At 64.0% G+C, this 18325-nt stretch carries 18 protein-coding genes and 5 pseudogenes; 15 read left to right on the plus strand and 8 right to left on the minus strand.

Features of this window, described 5'->3' with window-relative positions:
• Window positions 1-78: 78 nt before the first annotated feature.
• Entirely contained in the window at window positions 79-420 is a 342-nt protein-coding gene (gene tnpB, locus BDD18_RS02040; protein WP_142081090.1) for an IS66 family insertion sequence element accessory protein TnpB, read from the minus strand.
• Window positions 414-821, minus strand: coding sequence for an IS66-like element accessory protein TnpA (gene tnpA / locus BDD18_RS22700; protein ID WP_142081092.1), 408 nt, complete (start codon window positions 819-821; stop codon window positions 414-416). The genes tnpB and tnpA overlap by 7 nt, the downstream gene beginning before the upstream one ends.
• Before the next feature lie 97 nt (window positions 822-918).
• On the opposite strand from tnpA, the pseudogene BDD18_RS02050 reads away from it, so the two are divergent.
• Window positions 919-1485, plus strand: a pseudogene (locus BDD18_RS02050) (IS5 family transposase); the annotation flags it as partial.
• A 78-nt stretch (window positions 1486-1563) separates the two neighbouring features.
• Here the strand turns inward: BDD18_RS02050 and BDD18_RS22000 are convergent.
• Window positions 1564-1839: a hypothetical protein gene (locus BDD18_RS22000; protein WP_170207364.1), complete on the minus strand. Its 276-nt coding sequence runs from the start codon at window positions 1837-1839 to the stop codon at window positions 1564-1566.
• A 33-nt stretch (window positions 1840-1872) separates the two neighbouring features.
• Between BDD18_RS22000 and BDD18_RS22890 the strand changes: the two are divergent.
• From BDD18_RS22890 to BDD18_RS02065, 3 pseudogenes are all read left to right on the plus strand, one after another.
• Window positions 1873-1947 (plus strand): annotated as a pseudogene (locus tag BDD18_RS22890) (hypothetical protein); the annotation flags it as partial.
• A gap of 311 nt (window positions 1948-2258) precedes the next feature.
• Window positions 2259-2537 (plus strand): annotated as a pseudogene (locus BDD18_RS02060) (MFS transporter); the annotation flags it as partial.
• A pseudogene (locus BDD18_RS02065) lies at window positions 2534-3136 on the plus strand (DsbA family protein). The pseudogenes BDD18_RS02060 and BDD18_RS02065, both read left to right, overlap by 4 nt.
• Before the next feature lie 57 nt (window positions 3137-3193).
• On the opposite strand, the gene BDD18_RS02070 reads toward BDD18_RS02065, so the two are convergent.
• From BDD18_RS02070 to ptsJ, 5 genes are all read right to left on the minus strand, one after another.
• Window positions 3194-3919: a type 1 glutamine amidotransferase gene (locus BDD18_RS02070; RefSeq protein ID WP_142081095.1), complete on the minus strand. Its 726-nt coding sequence runs from the start codon at window positions 3917-3919 to the stop codon at window positions 3194-3196.
• 26 nt (window positions 3920-3945) lie between these two features.
• Window positions 3946-5424, minus strand: coding sequence for an L-lactate permease (locus BDD18_RS02075; protein WP_142081096.1), 1479 nt, complete (start codon window positions 5422-5424; stop codon window positions 3946-3948).
• A gap of 166 nt (window positions 5425-5590) precedes the next feature.
• Entirely contained in the window at window positions 5591-6163 is a 573-nt protein-coding gene (locus BDD18_RS02080; protein ID WP_142081098.1) for a redoxin domain-containing protein, read from the minus strand.
• Between the two features lie 115 nt (window positions 6164-6278).
• On the minus strand, window positions 6279-6842 hold the full coding sequence (locus BDD18_RS02085; protein ID WP_142081099.1) for a peroxiredoxin: 564 nt from the start codon (window positions 6840-6842) through the stop codon (window positions 6279-6281).
• A gap of 131 nt (window positions 6843-6973) precedes the next feature.
• Entirely contained in the window at window positions 6974-8272 is a 1299-nt protein-coding gene (gene ptsJ / locus BDD18_RS02090) for a MocR-like B6 salvage transcription factor PtsJ (RefSeq protein ID WP_142081104.1), read from the minus strand.
• A 106-nt stretch (window positions 8273-8378) separates the two neighbouring features.
• Here ptsJ and BDD18_RS02095 point away from each other — a divergent pair, with 106 nt between their 5' ends.
• The 11 genes and pseudogenes from BDD18_RS02095 (at window position 8379) to BDD18_RS02140 (ending at window position 18315) form a co-directional block, all read left to right on the plus strand.
• A complete protein-coding gene (locus BDD18_RS02095) occupies window positions 8379-9194 on the plus strand; it encodes a YggS family pyridoxal phosphate-dependent enzyme (protein WP_142081107.1) in 816 nt (271 codons plus the stop codon).
• Window positions 9191-10036: pseudogene (gene pdxK, locus BDD18_RS22005) on the plus strand (pyridoxine/pyridoxal/pyridoxamine kinase); the annotation flags it as partial. The gene BDD18_RS02095 and the pseudogene pdxK, both read left to right, overlap by 4 nt.
• A 96-nt stretch (window positions 10037-10132) precedes the next feature.
• Window positions 10133-11362, plus strand: coding sequence for an aspartate aminotransferase family protein (locus BDD18_RS22010; protein ID WP_170207382.1), 1230 nt, complete (start codon window positions 10133-10135; stop codon window positions 11360-11362).
• A 54-nt stretch (window positions 11363-11416) separates the two neighbouring features.
• On the plus strand, window positions 11417-12688 hold the full coding sequence (gene glyA / locus BDD18_RS02105) for a serine hydroxymethyltransferase (protein WP_142081111.1): 1272 nt from the start codon (window positions 11417-11419) through the stop codon (window positions 12686-12688).
• A gap of 15 nt (window positions 12689-12703) precedes the next feature.
• On the plus strand, window positions 12704-13648 hold the full coding sequence (locus tag BDD18_RS02110; protein ID WP_142081113.1) for a LysR family transcriptional regulator: 945 nt from the start codon (window positions 12704-12706) through the stop codon (window positions 13646-13648).
• Window positions 13645-13923, plus strand: a complete 279-nt coding sequence (locus BDD18_RS02115) for an EexN family lipoprotein (RefSeq protein ID WP_142081115.1) — start codon at window positions 13645-13647, stop codon at window positions 13921-13923. Before BDD18_RS02110 ends, BDD18_RS02115 begins: the two co-directional genes overlap by 4 nt.
• 235 nt (window positions 13924-14158) lie before the next feature.
• Complete coding sequence (locus tag BDD18_RS02120; protein WP_142081117.1) at window positions 14159-16156, plus strand: conjugal transfer protein TraG; 1998 nt, start codon at window positions 14159-14161, stop codon at window positions 16154-16156.
• The gene (locus BDD18_RS02125) at window positions 16153-16617 is read left to right on the plus strand and encodes a ribbon-helix-helix protein, CopG family (RefSeq protein WP_142081119.1); all 465 of its coding nucleotides are present in this window, start codon (window positions 16153-16155) and stop codon (window positions 16615-16617) included. Before BDD18_RS02120 ends, BDD18_RS02125 begins: the two co-directional genes overlap by 4 nt.
• The gene (gene trbB / locus BDD18_RS02130; RefSeq protein WP_142081121.1) at window positions 16614-17666 is read left to right on the plus strand and encodes a P-type conjugative transfer ATPase TrbB; all 1053 of its coding nucleotides are present in this window, start codon (window positions 16614-16616) and stop codon (window positions 17664-17666) included. The genes BDD18_RS02125 and trbB overlap by 4 nt, the downstream gene beginning before the upstream one ends.
• Complete coding sequence (locus BDD18_RS02135; RefSeq protein ID WP_023114194.1) at window positions 17663-18046, plus strand: TrbC/VirB2 family type IV secretion system protein; 384 nt, start codon at window positions 17663-17665, stop codon at window positions 18044-18046. Before trbB ends, BDD18_RS02135 begins: the two co-directional genes overlap by 4 nt.
• On the plus strand, window positions 18043-18315 hold the full coding sequence (locus BDD18_RS02140; protein ID WP_023114195.1) for a VirB3 family type IV secretion system protein: 273 nt from the start codon (window positions 18043-18045) through the stop codon (window positions 18313-18315). Before BDD18_RS02135 ends, BDD18_RS02140 begins: the two co-directional genes overlap by 4 nt.
• The last annotated feature ends 10 nt before the right edge of the window (window positions 18316-18325 follow it).

The raw sequence follows: 18325 nt of genomic DNA on the forward strand, positions 1-18325 counted from the left end.
AGTCTACGCGATCAATCGCGCTGTGAACAGGAGGCACGCGCTGGGCGAACGGGCGGGGCGTGGAGCGCCGGAAATGGCTCAGGCAGCCAGTTCGGGCGCGCTCCTGCGCGGGGTGCGCCAGTCAATCCCCTCGAGCAGCATGGACAGTTGCGCCGCACTCAGATGCACGGCGCCATCGGCCGCCTGCGGCCACACGAAGCGACCGCGCTCCAGCCGTTTGGCCAAGAGGCACATGCCGTCGCCGTCCCACCACAGGAGCTTGACCCGGTCGCCGCGCCGGCCGCGGAAGATGAACAGGTGGCCACTGAACGGGTCCGCCCCCAGGCGCTGCTGCACCAGAGAGGCCAGCCCGTCGAAGCCGCGGCGCATGTCGGTGGCACCGGCCGCCAGCCAGATGCGCGTGCCCGATGGAATCAGCATCGCGCGGACAGGCGTTCGAGCACCTGCGCCAGCGTGTCGGCATCGGGCCGGCCTTCGATGCGCAGCCGAACCGTGCCGAACTCGACCGTCAACACGCCGCCGGGCGCTGCCGTGCGGATGCGTTCGACCGGCGCGGCACAACGGTCCGTTGCCGGCGAGCGCATCGGCGCATCGATGCGTACCGGCAGCAGCGCCGGCTCATCGTCCCCGAGCAGACCGTCCCGATACAGCGTGCGCCACAGAAAGACCTGGTTGGCGTTGATGTCATGATCGCGCGCCACACGCGATACCGACGCGCCGGGCGCAAACGATGCCTCGACCACAGCGCGCTTGAACGCGACCGGATGACGCTTGTAGGGGCCGCGCTTGTACGCACGTCCAGTGCGGGGATTTGTGTCCATGATCTCCTTTGTGGACACAACATTGAGGTGCCCAGGTGCGGGCGATCATTGCGCGCAGGGTCGGGGAAGGGAAGGCGGTGGCGGTCGGACGCTTACGGTGGATGCCACGCTGATTGCGGCGCCCACCTCCACCAAGAACGAAGGCAAGGCGCGAGACCCCGAGATGCACCAGAGCAAGAAGGGCAACCAGTGGTACTTCGGCATGAAGGTCCACATTGGAGTGGATGCGGATTCGGGCCTGGTGCACACGGTGCGGGGCACCAGCGGCAACGTAAGCGACGTAGTCCAAGCCAACAGCCTGCTGCACGGGCAGGAGACGGACGCCTTTGGCGATGCAGGCTACCAAGGGGTGGACAAGCGCCCCGATGCCAGGCAAGCCGTGTGCTGGCACGTAGCCATGCGCCCAGGCCTGCGCCGAGCGCTAGACAAGCACAAGCCTCTTGATGATCTGATCGGCCAGTTGGAGCGCACCAAGGCGCGCATTCGGGCCAAGGTGGAACACCCCTTCAGGGTGCTCAAGCAGCAGTTTGGATATGTGAAGGTGCGCTACCGTGGCCTCAAGAAAAACACGGCGCAGATCGTCACCCTATTCGCGTTGAGCAACCTGTGGATGCCCAGGCACAAGCTGCAAGCCATGGCACAGGTGCGCGTGCAAGGGGCGTAATGCCCACGCAATCGGGCAATTGCTTCCCTAGGAGGCGCTTGGACAGCGTTTGGACGCCTTGCCGGGGAAGGCTTTATCTCACAGACAAGCGTAGCTCTCTTCCAAGTGATTCGTGCAGACCTTCCCTAGGAGATCGAAGCCAGCGATTGGCTGAACACGGACAAGCCACTTAGCCTGCGGCGGCACGCCCAGCCCTCGATGCACTTCCCGGTGATACACGCCGGCGATGGCGTGTCCCAACCACCGCTCGACTTCCTCCAGGGTCATCACCGCGCTCTTGGAGGGATCGAGGTCGCCCTTGGTCTGCACGTTGGAGAAGGTCGTTCCCGGCAGCAGGTGGACCTTGCCCATCATCGTGCCGATCAGCCGTTCGATGTGGCCCCCGTAATGCGGCGCCGCGGCGACCTGGCGAGTCAGTCATTCCGCGACGTCGCGCCGCTCGGCCGCGTTCCCGTTCTCGAACTCCCGGATGGACAGCGCATCACCGAATCCGCGGCCATCCTCTTCTACCTCACACGAGACACGCCTTGGTCGCCCGAGGACAGGCTGGCACAAGCCCAGGTGATGAGTTGGCTATCCTTTGAGCAGGAGGTTCACATGAAGCCGCTAGCTCTGCTGCGCCTCCATCTGGCGCTCAGGCGCGACGGCGATGCTGCCAGCGCCGAGTTCGTGAAGCTAGCCCAGGAGGCTCGCTCAGCGCTTGCGTTGCTGGAGGGGCAATTACTCCGTCAAAGAGAAAATTCCTGGGTTGCAACGTCCACACAGCCAAGCATTGCAGACGCGGCCCCCAGGGCGGGCTGTTCTCTGCTCAGTTCCCACCCGAGGTGCGATACAGCGGTATTTCGATCGCGGTTCAGGTTTCAGGTTCCATTGGCGGCGGTCTGGCTCCTCTGGTCGCGACATCGCTGCTTGCCTATGGTGGCGGCGACGCGCGCTACATCGTGTGGTACCTGACTGCTCTTGGCATCGTCGCGATCGTCAGTTCGCTGTTCAAGCACGACCCATTGCGCTTCGCCCTTCCCACAACGGGTGGCTTGAGAGGCCAAGCATGAAGCACGAGCACATCGACTACTACTTCTGGATGAACTCGGACTGGGCCTAACTTGGTGCTGATCGCCTGGAGGCTTTGGCGACACGTCAAGGTGTCAGCATCCCGTACATGCCCGTGGATTTGCCCAACGTGTATTCCCGGACCGGGGGCGTGCTGCTGGGGCAGCGGTCTCAGGATCGGCAGAACTACCGTGTGACCGAACTCCAAGGCTGGTGCCGGAAACTGGGCATGTACGTGAACCCGCGCCCCAAGTTCATGTGCCCCAATGCTGAACTAGCCTCTTGCCTCGTGATCGCGGCTGATTTGCAAGGGTTGGCGGTTCTTCCCTTGTACAAAGCCATTCTGCGAGCCGAGTGGGTCGAGGAGCGCGACATATCTGCAGAGGAAACCCTGCGCGATGTTCTGGACGATCAGGATCTGGACAGCACAACGCTGCTGAGCCGAGCGAAAGCCGCTGAAATTGTTCAACGGTATCGGAAATACACCGACCAGGCCGTGAGCGCTGGGGTGTTTGGGTCTCCCTCATATGTCTATCGTGGCGAACTGTTCTGGGGTCAGGACAGGCTGGACATGCTGGAGGAAGCGATCGCCGGCGCCTGATGACGGCGAACCGTCCAGTGACTGAGCTTCACTTGGTCACTGGGCGTTCGATTCAGCTCATTGGCTCTTGGCAGTGTAGGCCGCCACGAGCTTGTCGAGGAAGGCAAACAATTTCTGGTTCATGGCGTCATAGTCGTTGGCACGTAGGGCTGCGGGCTGCTGCACGAAGCGGTGTGCGGTCAGCGTCGCCAGTTCGCGTTCGGATGCCTCGATCAGCAGTTCGATCACCTTCGGCGTGAATTCCATGTGGCACTGGAAACCGTACACGAGATCGCTGTATTCGACGATCTGGCATGGGCATCCTTCGCTGTATGCAATAACCTTGGCACTGTCGGTCAGACCGGGCATGTCGCTGTGCCAGTGGCCGACCTCCAGGGTGTCGCCGAAGTGAGCGAACTTGCCGCTCGCTTTCCCCTCGGCCGTGAGCGTGATGGGAAACTTGCCGATTTCCTTCTCAGGGCTGCGCACACATCGACCACCCAGCGCCTCGCCGAGCAACTGTGCGCCCAAGCAGACGCCGATGACGGCCTTTCCCACAGCAACACATCGCGCGATCAGCGCTTGCTCGGCCCTGGAGTCAAAATGCGGGCATTCCTCTACTGTGGTCGAGGGTGACTGCGGCCCCCCCATGACCACCAGCAGGTCGATGTCGTCGATGGACTGAGGCAGCGGCTCATGAGCGTAGACGCGAGAATAGCTTACCTGGTGGCCGCGTTCCCGGATCCAGGTTTCGTAGGCGCCTGGCGCCTCAAACGATTCGTGTACGACAAAATGGACTTTCATGATTCACCTTTAAATGGATGGGGAACTTATCGGGCAAGCACGATCCACGTCGCTTGCAGCAAAAGCAAGGCAAGCGCAGCACCGGCATACGGCAGCAGCGTGAGGTAGACGGCGCGCTCCTGGCCCATTCCGTGAGACAGGCTTGCCGCAATCGACATCCTGACTGGAGAGAAGAACCCCATCGAGGTGCCCGCCACGTGTTGGAGGGCAGTCACCATGGGAACGCTCAGGCCGGCCTGCATCGCCAGCACGACCTGCGAAGGCATGAACAGGCTGTTCGGGGCGTTGCCGCTATTGGTGAGGATGCCGAACAGGCTGGCCAGTATCGGCGTCGCCAGCACGGCCCCTTCGTGCAGCGTGGCGAACATGCCCTCGGCAAACGCGCGCGATATGCCCGCTGCGGACAGCACTTCCGCCATCATGGCGAACAGGAAAACCGCCAGGACGGCGTGCTTGCCGGTGGCCCATGCTGCACGCGCCTCATGGCCGAGCAGGTGGCCTTGCCCGCGGATCAGGCCGGTGAGCACACCGCCGACCAGCAGCCATGCCCCCGCGTGGAAGAGGGGCATCCATGCCGGCAGATCCTCGAAAGGCGTGACCGTCCAGGCAGAGCGGAGCACGTCTCGCAGAGGAGGCAGCAAGCGAGTCGAGACCAGCCCGCCGATGAGCAGGGCATAAGGCAGCACGTTTCGCACAGTCGCTCCCAGCGAGCGTCCATCCACGGGGCCATCCACCAGGTAACGCAGGACGATGAGCGGTCCGTAGACGGTCATCAATGCGGTTTCCGGCCCCAGATGGAAGCTTGCAGGAGCGAGCAGCGCCAGCGCCGCCGCGATCCAGGCTGCTTCCCGTGCACATTCGGCGATGGGGGCGCCGAATCCCGCCCGCCGGGCGGTTCGCCAGAACAAGGGCAGCCACACCAGCATCAGCAAGGTGACCGGCACCATCGCGTACAAGCCCAGTTGCGTTGCCGGGATGCGCGCATATGCGGCCGCAAGCATGGTTCCGCTGCCCATCGCTCCCCAGGGGATCATGGTCTGGCTCAACAAGGCAAAGTTCATCAGGTGGCGAGGGGCAATGCCGAGGCAGCGTACCAGCGCGACGGTGCCGAGCATGCCGACACCGAATCCCGTTGCGGACTCGGCAAACGGGCCGACCAGGAAGCAGGCGAAGAACAGCAGGCGGCGCTGCGCGAGCTGCGTCATGCCGGCGTTCGCCCCTGAATCACCTACATCATCGCTGGGCGTGGCCGTCGTGTTGCGGGCCGCCATCTGCCAGAACAGCAATCCACCCAGGATGTACGGCGCGATCGTTGCTCCGATCCACAGCCCACGCGCCAGCGATCGCAGCAATGGCTCGGGCCCGAATGCCACGGGCCCCGTCAGCGTCGCTACGGGCACCGCGATCAGCAAGCCCATCATGGCGGCCCACGTCGTATTGAACCGGCCGCTGCCGATCGCTGCCACGACGGCCAGTGCGGGCAGCGACCATAGGAGATATGACATCCCTGTCCCCCGGAGCTGCTTTACAAGCTCACGCCATGTATCGGCACGGCGCCACCTTTGACCGGGGCCCGCTGGCCGAGGCCAGAGTTAACAGTCCTCGTCCGTTGATATCCGAATGTACGGCGCCAGCCGTTAATGCTCGCCGACGCCAAGGAGTATGGCCGCCTCATGGCGTGACTTCCGGTGCGCACGCGTCCCCGACACAGCCCCGGGTCGCGGCCGCGGGAATGGACGTAGAGGGCGCCGCACCAACGGACACTGCCTTCTCCTCGAGAACCAGCTCCGCGATTTGCGCACCCAGCTCCAGATCGCCAATCCGGCCGAAATGGTGATGCCGAAGCCGGCCCTGGCCGTCGATCAGGATCAGCGTCGGCGTGCCCTGCATGTGATAGGCGCGCATCGTGCGCGGCAGACCGCCACGACCGTCCGGCTGGTCTACGCCGACAGGGAACCCGACCCGGTACTCGTGCAGGAAAGCCTGCAGCGAAGTCGGCGTCATAGCGTCATGGTGTTCGAAGACCGTATGCAACCCGACGACAGCCACCTGAGACGGCGAGAACGCATGGGACACGCGATCAGCTTGTGGCAGGCCATGTGCCACGCAGCCCGGACACAGCATCTGGAAGGCTTCCAAGACGATCACCTTCCCTCGCAGGCTTTCTAGGGTCAGCGGTTGTTGTGTATTGAACCAGCGCTCCACTTCCCAGGAGGGCGCTCTTTGTTGAATCACCTGGCTCATGTCGTGTTCCTGTGTATCTGCAAGATGTATCCGGCAGCCGGTTGGTGTCGGATATGTGGAGCTGAAGACGCCATGCCGGATAGCCTGCCCTGAGCTTTGCGTGGCTCACAGCCAATCAAGCTGAAGCGTGCAGCCATGAGATAACTTCAGCCGCGTTTCGATCGGGAGGAAACACCGGATAAAACACCTTACGAATACGGCCTCCCTCGACGATGAGCGTAATTCGCTTGAACAACTCCAAGCGGCCGACCCTGAACGTCGGGAGCCGCAGCGCTTGTTTCAATCGCAGCGAGGCATCGCTCAAGAGCTCGAATGGAAGATGCAATCGCTCCTGAGCTTCGCACTGCTCGGAGGATGTCTGCGCGCTAAGTCCCAAAACACTGGCACCAAGGGCCAGCAGTTCCTTTTGGTGATCCCGGAAGCCACATGATTGCGGGGTGCATCCGCGCGCCCCGGGAATGCCATCCCATCCTTCTGGCGAAGGCACGTCGGGCCGGCTGGTCATGGGGTACACATAAATGACCCACATACCGATCAGTGTGCTCAAGTCGACACGAGCCCCGTCAGTGCTCTCAAGCGCGGTACTTGGCAGGTGTGAGCCTTCCAGGTGAGCCGCTGCGCCATCATCGCTGAGCCTGGGTAGATTTTCAGGAAGTCGATTGAGGTCAGAACTACTCATAGGATCGGTATGTCGTCGATGGTTTCCCGAAGTTCAGCTAAACAGCTTCGGATGCGAACAGACGACTCGAAGCGTCTTGGACAGCCGACAAGCGACTCCGGGCGTCGAAAAATGAAAACCCTCCATGGTTCTTATGGCCTGTACGAAGTGGACAGAGCACGCGCAAACGCGTCTGCTGCCTGCTCATCCATGGTGGAAACCGTAATGCGCAGCCCGTGCGCCGGTGCCTGCACGGCAAAGGCTTCGCCACCGCGCACCAGCCAGCCGCGCTGAGCCAGTGCAAGTACCGTCTGATGGCTATCGCCCGGCAGCGGTACCCACAGATTCAGGCCATCGGCAGGTGAAGTGACGGCGATGCCTTGCACACCAAGGGCGGCCGTCAGCAGGTCCCGGCGCCGCGCGTAGTCCTCGCGGGCCTGGACAAGCTGCTTGGCAACCTCCGGCGATGACAGGCAGGCGACGACGGCATCCTGCAACAGGTGGCTGACCCAGTTCGTGCCCGGCGCCAGGCGCAGGCGCAGCCGCTGAGCGGTCTGTTCATCGCTGGCGACAAAGGCAAAGCGAAGATCGGGGCCAAGCATCTTGGACACCGAGCGCACCAGCGCCCAACGCTTGGCCGACGGCGGAATCACGTCGTGGTAGCCGGTGGCCGCCAGCAGCGAGAAATGATCGTCTGCAATGACCAGCACATGGGGATAGCGCGCCAGCACTGCGCGCAGCTTGCGCGCGCGCGCCGCGCTCAGGCTGCACCCGGTTGGGTTGTGTGCGCGCGGCGTCACGATGACCGCTTGCGCACCCTGAGCCAACGCCTGCTCCAGCCCTTCGACGCTCATGCCCTGGGTATCGACGGGCACGCCTACGGCTTGCAGACCCGCGATGCGCAGCGTGTTGACGCTGCCGATGAAGCACGGATCTTCGACCGCCACCTTATCGCCCGCCACAAGGTATGCCGTCAGCAGGCGCTCAATCGCGTCCACCGCACCGCTCGTCAGGCTTACTTCGAACTGCCCCGGGCAGTCGCCGGTCAGCGACTGCCGTGCCAGGACTTCCATTTCCGGGTCAACGGTCGCCTCGCCATACAGACGCGGGCGATAGGGCTTGCGCGTCAAGGCCGCGCCAATGTCGGGCAGCCAGACCGGGTTGGGATTGCCGCTGCCCAGGTCGGCCAACGGCGAACCGAGCAGCAGTCCTTCCTGCTCGCCGGGGTCGGGCTGCTTGCGGATGAACGTGCCCAACCGCCCCTGCGTGACCGCGATCCCGGCCGCCGACAGCCGTTGGTAGGCCATCGACACCGTGTTGCGGTTGACGCCCAGCGTGGCCGCCAGATCGCGTGTCGTGGGCAGTTCCTGGCCTGGCTTGAACGAGCCAGCCTGTGTCAACGCACGGATGCTGTCGAAGATCTCTGCAGCGGTTTTCCCGACAATTTCCATGATGATCTAGGACGTGATAAAGTTTGGCATAGGACAATGATACACGGGACCGACAACGCTAGCACCCTCTTGAGCGCGACAGGTTTCCCGGGAAAGAGGCTGATCTGTGAACACTGACATCTCCTTGGAGACCTCCACCAGACATGACCAGCATGGGCGCTGGCCGCAGGCGGAATCGGTAGAGGATTTCCGCCACAACCTGGCAGCGGTTCATGCGCGCATTGCGGCCGCCTGCCAGCGCGTCGGGCGCGATCCGGCCGGTGTGCGCCTGCTGCCGGTCAGCAAGACCAAACCCGACGCGAGCTTGCGCATGGCCTACGCTGCCGGCTGCCGCGTGCTGGGCGAGAACAAGCCGCAGGAGGCTTATCGCAAATGGGAGGCCATGCAGGACTTGACCGACTTGCAGTGGTCGGTCATCGGCCACCTGCAGACCAACAAGGCCAAGCTGGTGGCGCGCTTCGCCAGCGAGTTTCAGGCGCTGGACAGCCTGCGCGTGGCCGAGGCGCTGGAGAGGCGTCTGCAAGCCGAGGGGCGCGGGCTGGACGTGTTCGTGCAGGTCAACACGTCGGGGGAAGCTAGCAAGTACGGGCTGCCACCGGACGAGGTGGCCGCGTTCCTGCGTGAGCTGCCAGCGTTCCCAGCACTGCGCGTGCGCGGCCTGATGACGCTGGCGCTGTTTTCAGCCGAAGCCGAACGGGTGCGCGAGTGCTTCGTGCTCCTGCGTGGTCTGCGCGACCGGCTGCGGCAGGAGGCCCCGGACGGGATCGGCCTGGATGAATTGTCGATGGGCATGTCCGGCGACTACGAGATCGCCATCGAAGAAGGCGCGACCGTCGTGCGCGTCGGGCAAGCCATCTTCGGTGCGAGGGCCACGCCGGATGCCTACTACTGGCCGTCGGCCGGAGACGGAGAGCCGACTTGATCCAGCCTACCGCCGCCAGCGCCGAGCCTGCGCCATCGCTCCGCCCGCTGCCTATCGACGTGGTTTCCATCCAGTCGCAGGTCGTCTATGGCCGGGTCGGCAACAACGTGGCCGTGCCCGCGCTGCAAGCGCAGGGACTGACCGTTGCCGCCGTGCCCACTGTGGTTCTCAGCAATACGCCGCACTATCCGACGATCCACGGCGGCCCTGTGCCTGCCGCTTGGTTCGAGGGCTATCTCCGTGACCTGTCCGCGCGAGGCGTGCTGCCTCCGCTTCGGGCGATCCTCACCGGTTACCTCGGCGGCCCGGAACAGGCGCAAGCGCTGGGTAGCTGGATCGGCCAGGCGATGGAAGTGCAACCCGCCTTGCGGGTCGTGGTTGATCCCGTGCTCGGCGACCATGACCACGGCGAATACGTCAGTCCAGGCATGGCCGATGCGTACCGCCGCCATCTGCTGTCCCTGGCCGATGGACTGACACCGAACGGCTTTGAGCTGGCACACCTCACCGGCATGGCGGTGAATAGAGTCGAAAGCGTGGTCGCCGCCGCACGCACCTTGTTGACGGGTCGAACCCAATGGGTCGCGGTGACAAGTGCCGCGCCGGACACCTGGGCGCATGACGAGATGCAGGTGGTGCTGGTTACGCGCACCCAAGCCGAGGTCATCCGGCATCCACGTATCGACGCCACCTCCAAGGGGACGGGCGACCTGTTCTGCGCCACCTTGACCGGGTATTGGCTCAACGGAGCCAGCGTACCGCAGGCGACCGCCCAGGCGTGCCGCCAGGTTGTACGAGCACTGCGCCATACCCAGCAAGGCCAATGCGCCGAACTGCTTTTCCCACCGATGGCGACCCGTCAAGACGATGGCCAGCCACAGGCGCACGAGCGTGATGTCCGCCAGTTTACTTACCAGATCGGAAATGGGGATCTTTCCATGCAGCCTGCGGCTTCACACCTGATGCGGGCCTACGCCCGCCAGCCAGTTTCATTCGTGCGTGGCAGCGGCGCTCGGCTTTGGGATGACCAGGGCGTGGAGTATCTAGACGCCATCGCTGGCGTTGCAGTCACCAGCCTGGGCCATGCTCACCCTGAAATCTCGGCGGCCATCGCCCAGCAGGCGGGGACGTTGCTGCACACCTCCAATGTCTTCCGCATTGACTGGCAGGAGCGGCTGGGGGAGCGGCTGTGTGCCTTAACGGGTATGCAAAGAGCTTTCTTCTGCAATTCCGGCGCCGAGGCCAATGAAACCGCGCTCAAGCTAGCGAGGCTGCACGGCCATCGCAAGCAGGTTGCGAACCCCAAGATCGTTGTGATGGAGAACGGTTTTCACGGCCGCACCATCGCCACGCTTTCCGCCACGGGGAACCTCGCAAAGCAAGGCGGCTTCGAGCCGCTACTGCCCGGCTTTCTGCACTTGTCTTACGACGATATTGAAGCGGTTCGGCAGGCAGCCGAGCAATCGCCTGACATCGTGGCGGTACTGATCGAGCCGGTACAGGGTGAAGGCGGCATTCGGGTCGCCAGGGCCGACTACTTGCGCGAACTCCGGGCATTGTGTGACCAGCATGGATGGTTGCTGATGCTGGATGAAATCCAGACCGGAATGGGCCGCACGGGCGCATGGTTCGGTTATCAACATGCGGCCATCACGCCCGACGTGATGACGGTGGCGAAGGCGTTGGGCAACGGCTTTCCCATCGGCGCCTGCCTCGCACGCGGCGCGGCGGCCGACCTGTTCTCGCCTGGTCAGCACGGCTCGACTTTCGGCGGTAATCCGCTGGCCTGCCGGGTGGGCTGCACGGTGCTGGATCTTATGACCCGCGATGAACTGCCGAGGCGCGCCGCTGTATTGGGGGCGCGCTTGCTGGACAGCCTGCAAAAGGCGCTGGGCGGTCACCCGAACGTCAACGCCATCCGCGGCCAGGGGCTGATGGTCGGCATTGAGCTGGACAGGAACTGCACAGAACTGGTTGGTCGTGCACTGGCAGAGCAACGCCTGCTCATCACGGTCACACGCGGCAGCGTCATCAGGCTGCTTCCACCGCTGATTTGCGATGAGATGCAGATCGACGACATCGTGGTTCGCGTCGCGCGCCTGTTGGCATCGAATGTAGCGAAAAACGCCATCGTGGAAGCTGCCGCACAAACAATAGTGGGCAGATGACATACAGGCCAGTCATGCCCGAAGCCCAAGTATTCCAAACCATAGGATGCACCCATGTACGACACCTCGCTCACTCTCATCGACTTCGACCCCGAACTGGCTCAAGCCGTGCAGCATGAAGAACGCCGGCAGGAGGATCACGTTGAGCTGATTGCCTCCGAGAACTACGCCAGCCCGCTGGTAATGCGCATCCAGAACTCGGTGTTCACCAACAAGTACGCCGAGGGCTACCCCGGCAAACGCTACTACAGCGGCTGCGAGTATGTGGACGTGGCCGAACGCCTCGCCATTGAGCGGATCAAGGAACTGTTCGACTGCGACTACGCCAATGTCCAGCCCCATGCCGGCGCCCAGGCCAATGCCGCGGTATTTCTGGCACTGACCAATCCTGGCGACACGGTGATGGGCATGAACCTCGCCCAAGGCGGCCACCTTACGCACGGCAACCCGTCCAATTTCTCCGGCCAACACTACAAGATCGTTCCCTACGGACTTGATCCTGAAACGGGATTGATCGACTACGACGAGATGGAGCGCATCGCGCTGGAGACTTGGCCGAAGATGCTGATCGGCGGCTTCTCTGCATATTCGCGCCACAAGGACTGGGCGCGCATGCGTGTCATCGCCGACAAGGTAGGGGCGATCTTTTGGGTGGACATGGCGCACGTTGCCGGCCTGGTAGCGGCGGGCGAGTACCCGAATCCGCTGCCCCATGCCCATGTAGTGACCAGCACCACCCACAAGACCCTGCGCGGCCCGCGTGGCGGCATCATTCTCGCCAAGGGGCAGGACGAGGACTTCTACAAGAAGCTCAATTCCGCCGTGTTTCCGGGCATACAGGGCGGCCCGCTTATGCACATCATCGCGGCCAAGGCGGTGGCCTTCAAGGAGGCGCTACGCCCGGAGTTCAAGGCCTACCAGCGCCGGGTAGTGACCAATGCCCGAGCGATGGCCGCCGTGCTCCAGCAGCGTGGCTACAAGATCGTTTCCGGCGGCACCGATAACCACCTGATGCTGATCGACCTGTCCGCCAAGCCATACACCGGCAAGGATGCGGACGCTGCGTTGGCCGATGCTTACATCACGACGAACAAGAATTCGGTGCCCAACGATCCGCGCTCGCCCTTCGTCACCTCGGGATTGCGAATCGGCACGCCCGCCGTGACCACGCGTGGCTTCGGGGTGCCCGAGTGCGAGCAGCTCGCGAGCTGGCTGTGCGACGTGCTGGATGCACAGGAGGCTGGCGGTGATGCCCCAGCGGCGGTACGCGATGCGGTGCGCGAACAGGTGGTGGATCTCTGTCGCCGCCATCCCGTGTACCGCTAAACGGACGCCCGATGCATGGAACTGCGACACCTGCGATGCTTTTTGGCTGTAGCCGAAGAACTGCACTTCGCCCGAGCAGCGGAGAAGTTGCATATTGAGCAGTCGCCGTTGTCGCGTGCCATCAAGGAACTGGAAGAAGAACTTGGCGTGGTGCTGTTTGCCCGCACAACGCGCTGCACGCGCCTAACCCGAGCCGGCAAGCTATTTCTGGAGCATGTGCCGCGAGTATTTGCCGCCTTGCAGCAGGCCCGCGACAGTGTGAAAGCTGCTGCCAATGGTTTTCACGGGCAGTTGCGCATTGCACTGTCCGATGGGATCACGCCGTCGCGCCTCCCTGCACTTCTTGCGCTATGCCGACAAGAAGAACCAGAGATCAAAATCCGCTTCTTCGAGGTGCCGCTGTCGCAGCAGATCAAGGGGCTGCATGACGACCTGTATGACGTCGGGTTCGCACAGTCAGACGAGGTTGGTGATGGCATTGCCGCTATGCCTGCATGGAGGGATGCACTCATGGTTGCGGTGCCGGCCCGGCACCCATTACTGGCCCACAAGCGCATCCCCTTGGACGAGCTGCTGCGCTATCCGCTTGTCCTGTGTGACCCACAAATCTGTGAAGGCCATGCCAAGCATGTCGAGCGAGTGTTGCGCCGTACCGAAATGGAGCCGCTGATCGCGGAACGAGTGGCATCCGCCGACCTGATGATGGCGCTGGTGGCGGCAGGCTTTGCGCTTGGACTGGCAGGTGCGGCGCACATTGCTGCCAGCCGTGAACCTGGCGTAGTGGCCCGGCCTCTGGCGGCGCGCGTACCGCCGCTGACCACTTATTTGCTGTATCCCGAAAGTGAGCCGCTGGAAGTGCTAGAACGATTTATTGGGCGCGTACAGGCGATCGAATCCCTGGAATCTCCCAGGCCTATGCGAGGCCGCTGTTCTGACATATCGGAGGAACCCGCATCATGAGGAAGATACTTCCGCTTTTACTGGCTGCCGCGTTGACTGCTTGCGGCCCGTCCGAGATGCCTCAGAAGGCCGACACCTCGGAAGCGAATATCCCAACGGTGGAAGAACTGGCGGCCAATCCTGAGCGGCTCAAAGAGCTGCGCCAGCAATGCAAGACCGACCGCCCGAAGCTGGGCGACGTGCTGTGCAACCGGGTGGCCGAGGCCACGCGCAAGCGGTTCTATGGCGGCGGCGAAACGCCGTACACACCACCGAAGGAACCGCCTAAGTTCTGATCGTTGGCGGTTCGCCGAATCGCCTTAATTTTTTGCTCGATACGCCGCAATGCGCCCGCGCTTGCGGCGTTTTTCTTTGGCTCGCCGTCGTACTCATTCTGTCCTTTTGCTCGACCTTTCTGCTGAAAACGGTCTTTGACCGGCACTGGCCCGGCACCGATCCTGACGCCTGCGGCACGCCTTTGTGCCGCTCTTTCCATGAGGAATCAGCTCAGGAGAAATCGGAGGCCAGGTCATGCAAGGGACGAACGTGCTGTTCGGTCAGATCGCCGTCGTATTCGGCATCGTGATCGCCGGCGTGTGGGGCGCCACACAATGGACAGCAGCCGCCCTTGGCTATCAAGTACGCCTTGGCTCGCCCTGGTTCGACTTCCTTGGCACGTCGATCTACCACCCCTGGAAACTGTTTGAGTGGTGGTTCTTCTTCGGGGCCTATGCACCGGAAGTATTCGACACCGGCGGCGCCATCGCCGGCGCCAGCGGCATGGTCGCCGTGGGCGTTGCCATCGCCATGTCGGTCTGGCGCTCGCGCCAAGCGCGCCTCGTCACCACCTACGGCTCTGCGCGCTGGGCTAACGGGCAAGACATTCGCAAGGCGGGCCTCACGCAACCAGCCGGCGTGTTCCTCGGCCAGCACGATCACCAATACCTGCGGCATGAAGGCCCGGAACACGTCCTGACCTTCGCGCCTACGCGCTCGGGCAAGGGCGTGGGCCTCGTGGTGCCGACGCTGCTTTCCTGGCCTGCATCCGCCGTCATCCACGACATCAAAGGCGAGAACTGGCAGATCACCGCAGGCTGGCGCTCGCGTTTCTCGCATTGCCTGCTGTTCAACCCGACCGATGCGAAGTCGGCGGCCTACAACCCACTGCTGGAGGTACGGCGCGGCGCGCATGAGGTGCGCGACGTACAGAACATCGCGGACATTCTGGTCGATCCCGAAGGCGCGCTGGAGAAGCGCAACCATTGGGAAAAGACTTCGCACGCGCTGCTGGTCGGTGCCATCCTGCATGTGCTCTACGCAGGCGAAGACAAGACGCTGCGCGGCGTCGCCAACTTCCTCTCCGACCCGGCCAGCCCGTTCGAGCTGACCTTGCACCGGATGATGACCACGCCGCACCTCGGCGATGGCCAGCATCCGGTCGTCGCATCGGCGGCGCGTGAAGTCCTCAACAAGAGCGACAACGAACGCTCGGGCGTGCTTTCCACGGCCATGTCGTTCCTCGGCCTGTACCGCGATCCCACGGTGGCCGAAGTCACCTCGCGCTGCGACTGGCGCATCGCTGACCTGATCGCGGCCGAGCATCCGGTGTCGCTATATCTGGTGGTGCCGCCTTCGGACATTTCGCGGACGAAGCCGCTCATCCGCCTGATCCTCAACCAGATCGGCCGGCGCCTCACCGAATCGCTCGATGGCTCCGACGGCATCGAGCGCCGCCACAAGCTGCTGCTGATGCTCGATGAGTTCCCGGCGCTGGGGCGTCTGGACTTCTTCGAGACGGCCTTGGCCTTCATGGCGGGCTACGGCATCCGCAGCTTCCTCATCGCGCAGTCGCTCAACCAGATCGACAAAGCCTACGGCCAGAACCATTCGATTCTGGACAACTGCCACGTTCGGGTGACGTTCGCGACGAACGATGAACGCACGGCCAAACGCATTTCCGAGACGCTGGGCACCGCGACCGAGCTGCGCGCGCAGCGCAACTACGCGGGCCACCGGCTCGCGCCGTGGCTGGGCCACCTGATGGTGTCGCGCCAGGAAACCGCGCGCCCGCTGCTGACGCCGGGCGAAGTGATGCAGCTTCCGCCTGACGAGGCCGTGGTGATGGTGTCCAGCGTGGCGCCGATCAAGGCGAAGAAGTTGCGCTACTACGCGGACGCCAATTTCAAGCGTCGCGTGCTGCCACCGCCCACGCTGGCGGACGGGCAGTACGCCGACGCGCCGCCACTGCGCCCGGACGACTGGAGCGCGCTGGCGATTCCTGCTGTACCTGTCGCACTGGCCACCTCTCCCGTGGATGACATGGGCAGCGCCGATGACGACGGCCCGCGCCGTCAGCCCGAACTCTCCGAAACCGTCGCCTACGACCCTGAGCTGGCCGCGCCACTAGCCGACCTCGGGTTGCTCGATGACGACGACGCACCGCTTCCCCTCCCGCGCCAGCTCGATCCAGCCATGCAGCGCACGGCCCGGCTGGCTTCCCTCGACCCCAACGACGGAATCGAGCTATGAGCCAATACCGCCTGAATCTCTTTATCCAGCCTGAGCACGCCAAGCGCCTGGACGAACTGGCCGCCAAGAAGGGCGTATCCAAGTCGTCCATCGTCGCGGCGGCGCTCGCATCGTGGCTGTCGCCCGATGCTGCCGACCAGCGCGAGGCGGCCATTGCCAAGCGGCTTGATCGCCTGTCGCGCCAAGCCGAGCGCATGGAGCGCGACCAGAACATCGCCATCGAAACGCTGGCGCTGTTCATCCGCTACTACCTGACCGTGAGCACGCCGGTTCCCGAGGCGCACCAAGACGCGGCACGCGCGCAGGGCAAAGCGCGCTTCGAGCAGTTCACCGAGCAGCTTGGCCGCCACCTGCTGCGGGGCCGCAGCCTGGTGCGCGACGTGGTGGAGGAACTGCATCCCGACCCGATGCGGATGGAAGACGCGGCGGCAGCCGCGCAAGCGCAGGAGCGTGCATCATGAGCGCCGTTCCGCAGTCCATGAGTGCCACGTCGCTCGACCGCCGCATCCAGATGCTGCGCACGGCGATGGGGCCGCTGATCGCCGCCGCGCTCGAAGACCCAGACGTGGTGGAGGTGATGCTGAATCCTGATCGCACCCTTTGGGTGGATCGGCTTTCCAGTGGACGCGCGCCGATGGGCGTGGAACTGCCCGAGGCGGACGGCGAGCGAATCATCCGCCTGGTCGCGGCCCACATTGGCGCAGAAGTCCATCGCGGCCAGCCGCTGCTGTCCGCCGAGTTGCCCGAAACGGGCGAACGCTTCGAGGGCATCTTGCCGCCGGCAGCGCCGGGGCCGGCCTTCGCGCTGCGCAAGCGCGCCATCGGGGTGATTCCGCTGGAGCGGTACGTCATCGACGGGATGATGACCAGCGCGCAAGCGGGCTTTCTCGTTCGCGCCGTGCGCGAGCGGCAGAACGTGCTGATCGCCGGCGCCACCAGCAGCGGCAAGACCACGCTCGCCAATGCTTTGCTCGCCGAAATCGCCGCCACCGGCGACCGCGTGCTGGTGCTCGAAGACACGGTGGAGCTGCAATGCACGGTCCGCGACCACGTTCCTCTGCGCACCCGCGCAGGCGTGGTGTCGATGACCGAGCTGGTGCGCTCGTCCATGCGCCTGCGGCCTGATCGCGTCGTCGTTGGCGAAGTGCGCGGCGCCGAGGCACTGGATCTCATCAAGGTGTGGGGCACAGGCCATCCGGGCGGCATCGCCACGATCCATGCCGGCTCCGCGCTCGGCGCTCTGCTGCGCCTGGAGCAACTGATTCTCGAAGTGGCGGTGAACCCGCCCCGTGCGCTGATCGCCGAGGCGGTCAACGTAGTGATTCACATCGCCGGGCGCGGGCGCAAACGCCGCATCGAGAACATCGCCCGCGTCGTCGGCTTCGACGGCGTGGGCTACCAACTGGCGGATGCACTGGAAACGCCGTTTCCGGAGCTGCCGCCACTTCCCGATGCCGCACCCGCTGCGGCGACTTCCCCATCCCCTGACTCACTTGGAGAACTGCCATGACGCAGATGACCATTCCTGCTTTCCGTATTTCTGCAAATCCGGCTTTGCGTCTTGCGCGGCTGCGCTGCCTGGCCCGCCCTGCGGGGCAAGGGCTGCTGCTGGCCGCGCTACTGCTGTTCCTGGCCGGAACCGCGCAGGCCGCCGGTTCCTCGATGCCGTGGGAAGGCCCGCTGCAATCCATCCTCGAATCCATCCAGGGGCCGGTGGCGCGCATCGTCGCGGTCATCATCATCATCGCCACGGGCCTCGCGCTCGCCTTCGGCGACACGTCCGGCGGCTTCCGCAAGCTGATCCAGATCGTCTTCGGTCTGTCCATCGCCTTCGCAGCTTCGAGCTTCTTCCTGTCGTTCTTCAGCTTCTCCGGCGGGGCCGTCGTATGAGTGCCCCGGACACCTTCGCGGACGGCTTCGAGGTGCCGCTGCATCGCTCGCTGACCGAGCCGATTCTGCTTGGCGGTGCGCCGCGCACCGTTGCGATCGCCAACGGCACGCTGGCCGCCGCTGTCGGCCTGGGCCTGCAACTGTGGATTCCGGGCGTGGTGCTCTGGGTTGTCGGCCATTCGCTGGCGGTATGGGGCGCGCGCGTCGATCCGCAGTTCATGCAGGTCTTCGCCCGGCACATCAAGCACCGCCCGCTGCTGGACGTGTGAGGGGAGGACG

It is taken from the genome of Acidovorax temperans, from assembly GCF_006716905.1.
Classification (GTDB): Bacteria; Pseudomonadota; Gammaproteobacteria; order Burkholderiales; family Burkholderiaceae_C; genus Acidovorax; species Acidovorax temperans.

What these genes read in the sequence shown, in the direction of transcription:
- tnpB (WP_142081090.1), bottom strand. Translation starts at nt 420, where the DNA reads ATGCTGATTCCATCGGGCACGCGCATCTGGCTGGCGGCCGGTGCCACC.
- tnpA (WP_142081092.1), bottom strand. Translation starts at nt 821, where the DNA reads ATGGACACAAATCCCCGCACTGGACGTGCGTACAAGCGCGGCCCCTAC.
- BDD18_RS22000 (WP_170207364.1), bottom strand. Translation starts at nt 1,839, where the DNA reads ATGATGGGCAAGGTCCACCTGCTGCCGGGAACGACCTTCTCCAACGTG.
- BDD18_RS02070 (WP_142081095.1), bottom strand. Translation starts at nt 3,919, where the DNA reads ATGAAAGTCCATTTTGTCGTACACGAATCGTTTGAGGCGCCAGGCGCC.
- BDD18_RS02075 (WP_142081096.1), bottom strand. Translation starts at nt 5,424, where the DNA reads ATGTCATATCTCCTATGGTCGCTGCCCGCACTGGCCGTCGTGGCAGCG.
- BDD18_RS02080 (WP_142081098.1), bottom strand. Translation starts at nt 6,163, where the DNA reads ATGAGCCAGGTGATTCAACAAAGAGCGCCCTCCTGGGAAGTGGAGCGC.
- BDD18_RS02085 (WP_142081099.1), bottom strand. Translation starts at nt 6,842, where the DNA reads ATGAGTAGTTCTGACCTCAATCGACTTCCTGAAAATCTACCCAGGCTC.
- ptsJ (WP_142081104.1), bottom strand. Translation starts at nt 8,272, where the DNA reads ATGGAAATTGTCGGGAAAACCGCTGCAGAGATCTTCGACAGCATCCGT.
- BDD18_RS22010 (WP_170207382.1), top strand. Translation starts at nt 10,133, where the DNA reads ATGCAGCCTGCGGCTTCACACCTGATGCGGGCCTACGCCCGCCAGCCA.
- glyA (WP_142081111.1), top strand. Translation starts at nt 11,417, where the DNA reads ATGTACGACACCTCGCTCACTCTCATCGACTTCGACCCCGAACTGGCT.
- BDD18_RS02110 (WP_142081113.1), top strand. Translation starts at nt 12,704, where the DNA reads ATGGAACTGCGACACCTGCGATGCTTTTTGGCTGTAGCCGAAGAACTG.
- BDD18_RS02115 (WP_142081115.1), top strand. Translation starts at nt 13,645, where the DNA reads ATGAGGAAGATACTTCCGCTTTTACTGGCTGCCGCGTTGACTGCTTGC.
- BDD18_RS02120 (WP_142081117.1), top strand. Translation starts at nt 14,159, where the DNA reads ATGCAAGGGACGAACGTGCTGTTCGGTCAGATCGCCGTCGTATTCGGC.
- BDD18_RS02125 (WP_142081119.1), top strand. Translation starts at nt 16,153, where the DNA reads ATGAGCCAATACCGCCTGAATCTCTTTATCCAGCCTGAGCACGCCAAG.
- trbB (WP_142081121.1), top strand. Translation starts at nt 16,614, where the DNA reads ATGAGCGCCGTTCCGCAGTCCATGAGTGCCACGTCGCTCGACCGCCGC.
- BDD18_RS02135 (WP_023114194.1), top strand. Translation starts at nt 17,663, where the DNA reads ATGACGCAGATGACCATTCCTGCTTTCCGTATTTCTGCAAATCCGGCT.
- BDD18_RS02140 (WP_023114195.1), top strand. Translation starts at nt 18,043, where the DNA reads ATGAGTGCCCCGGACACCTTCGCGGACGGCTTCGAGGTGCCGCTGCAT.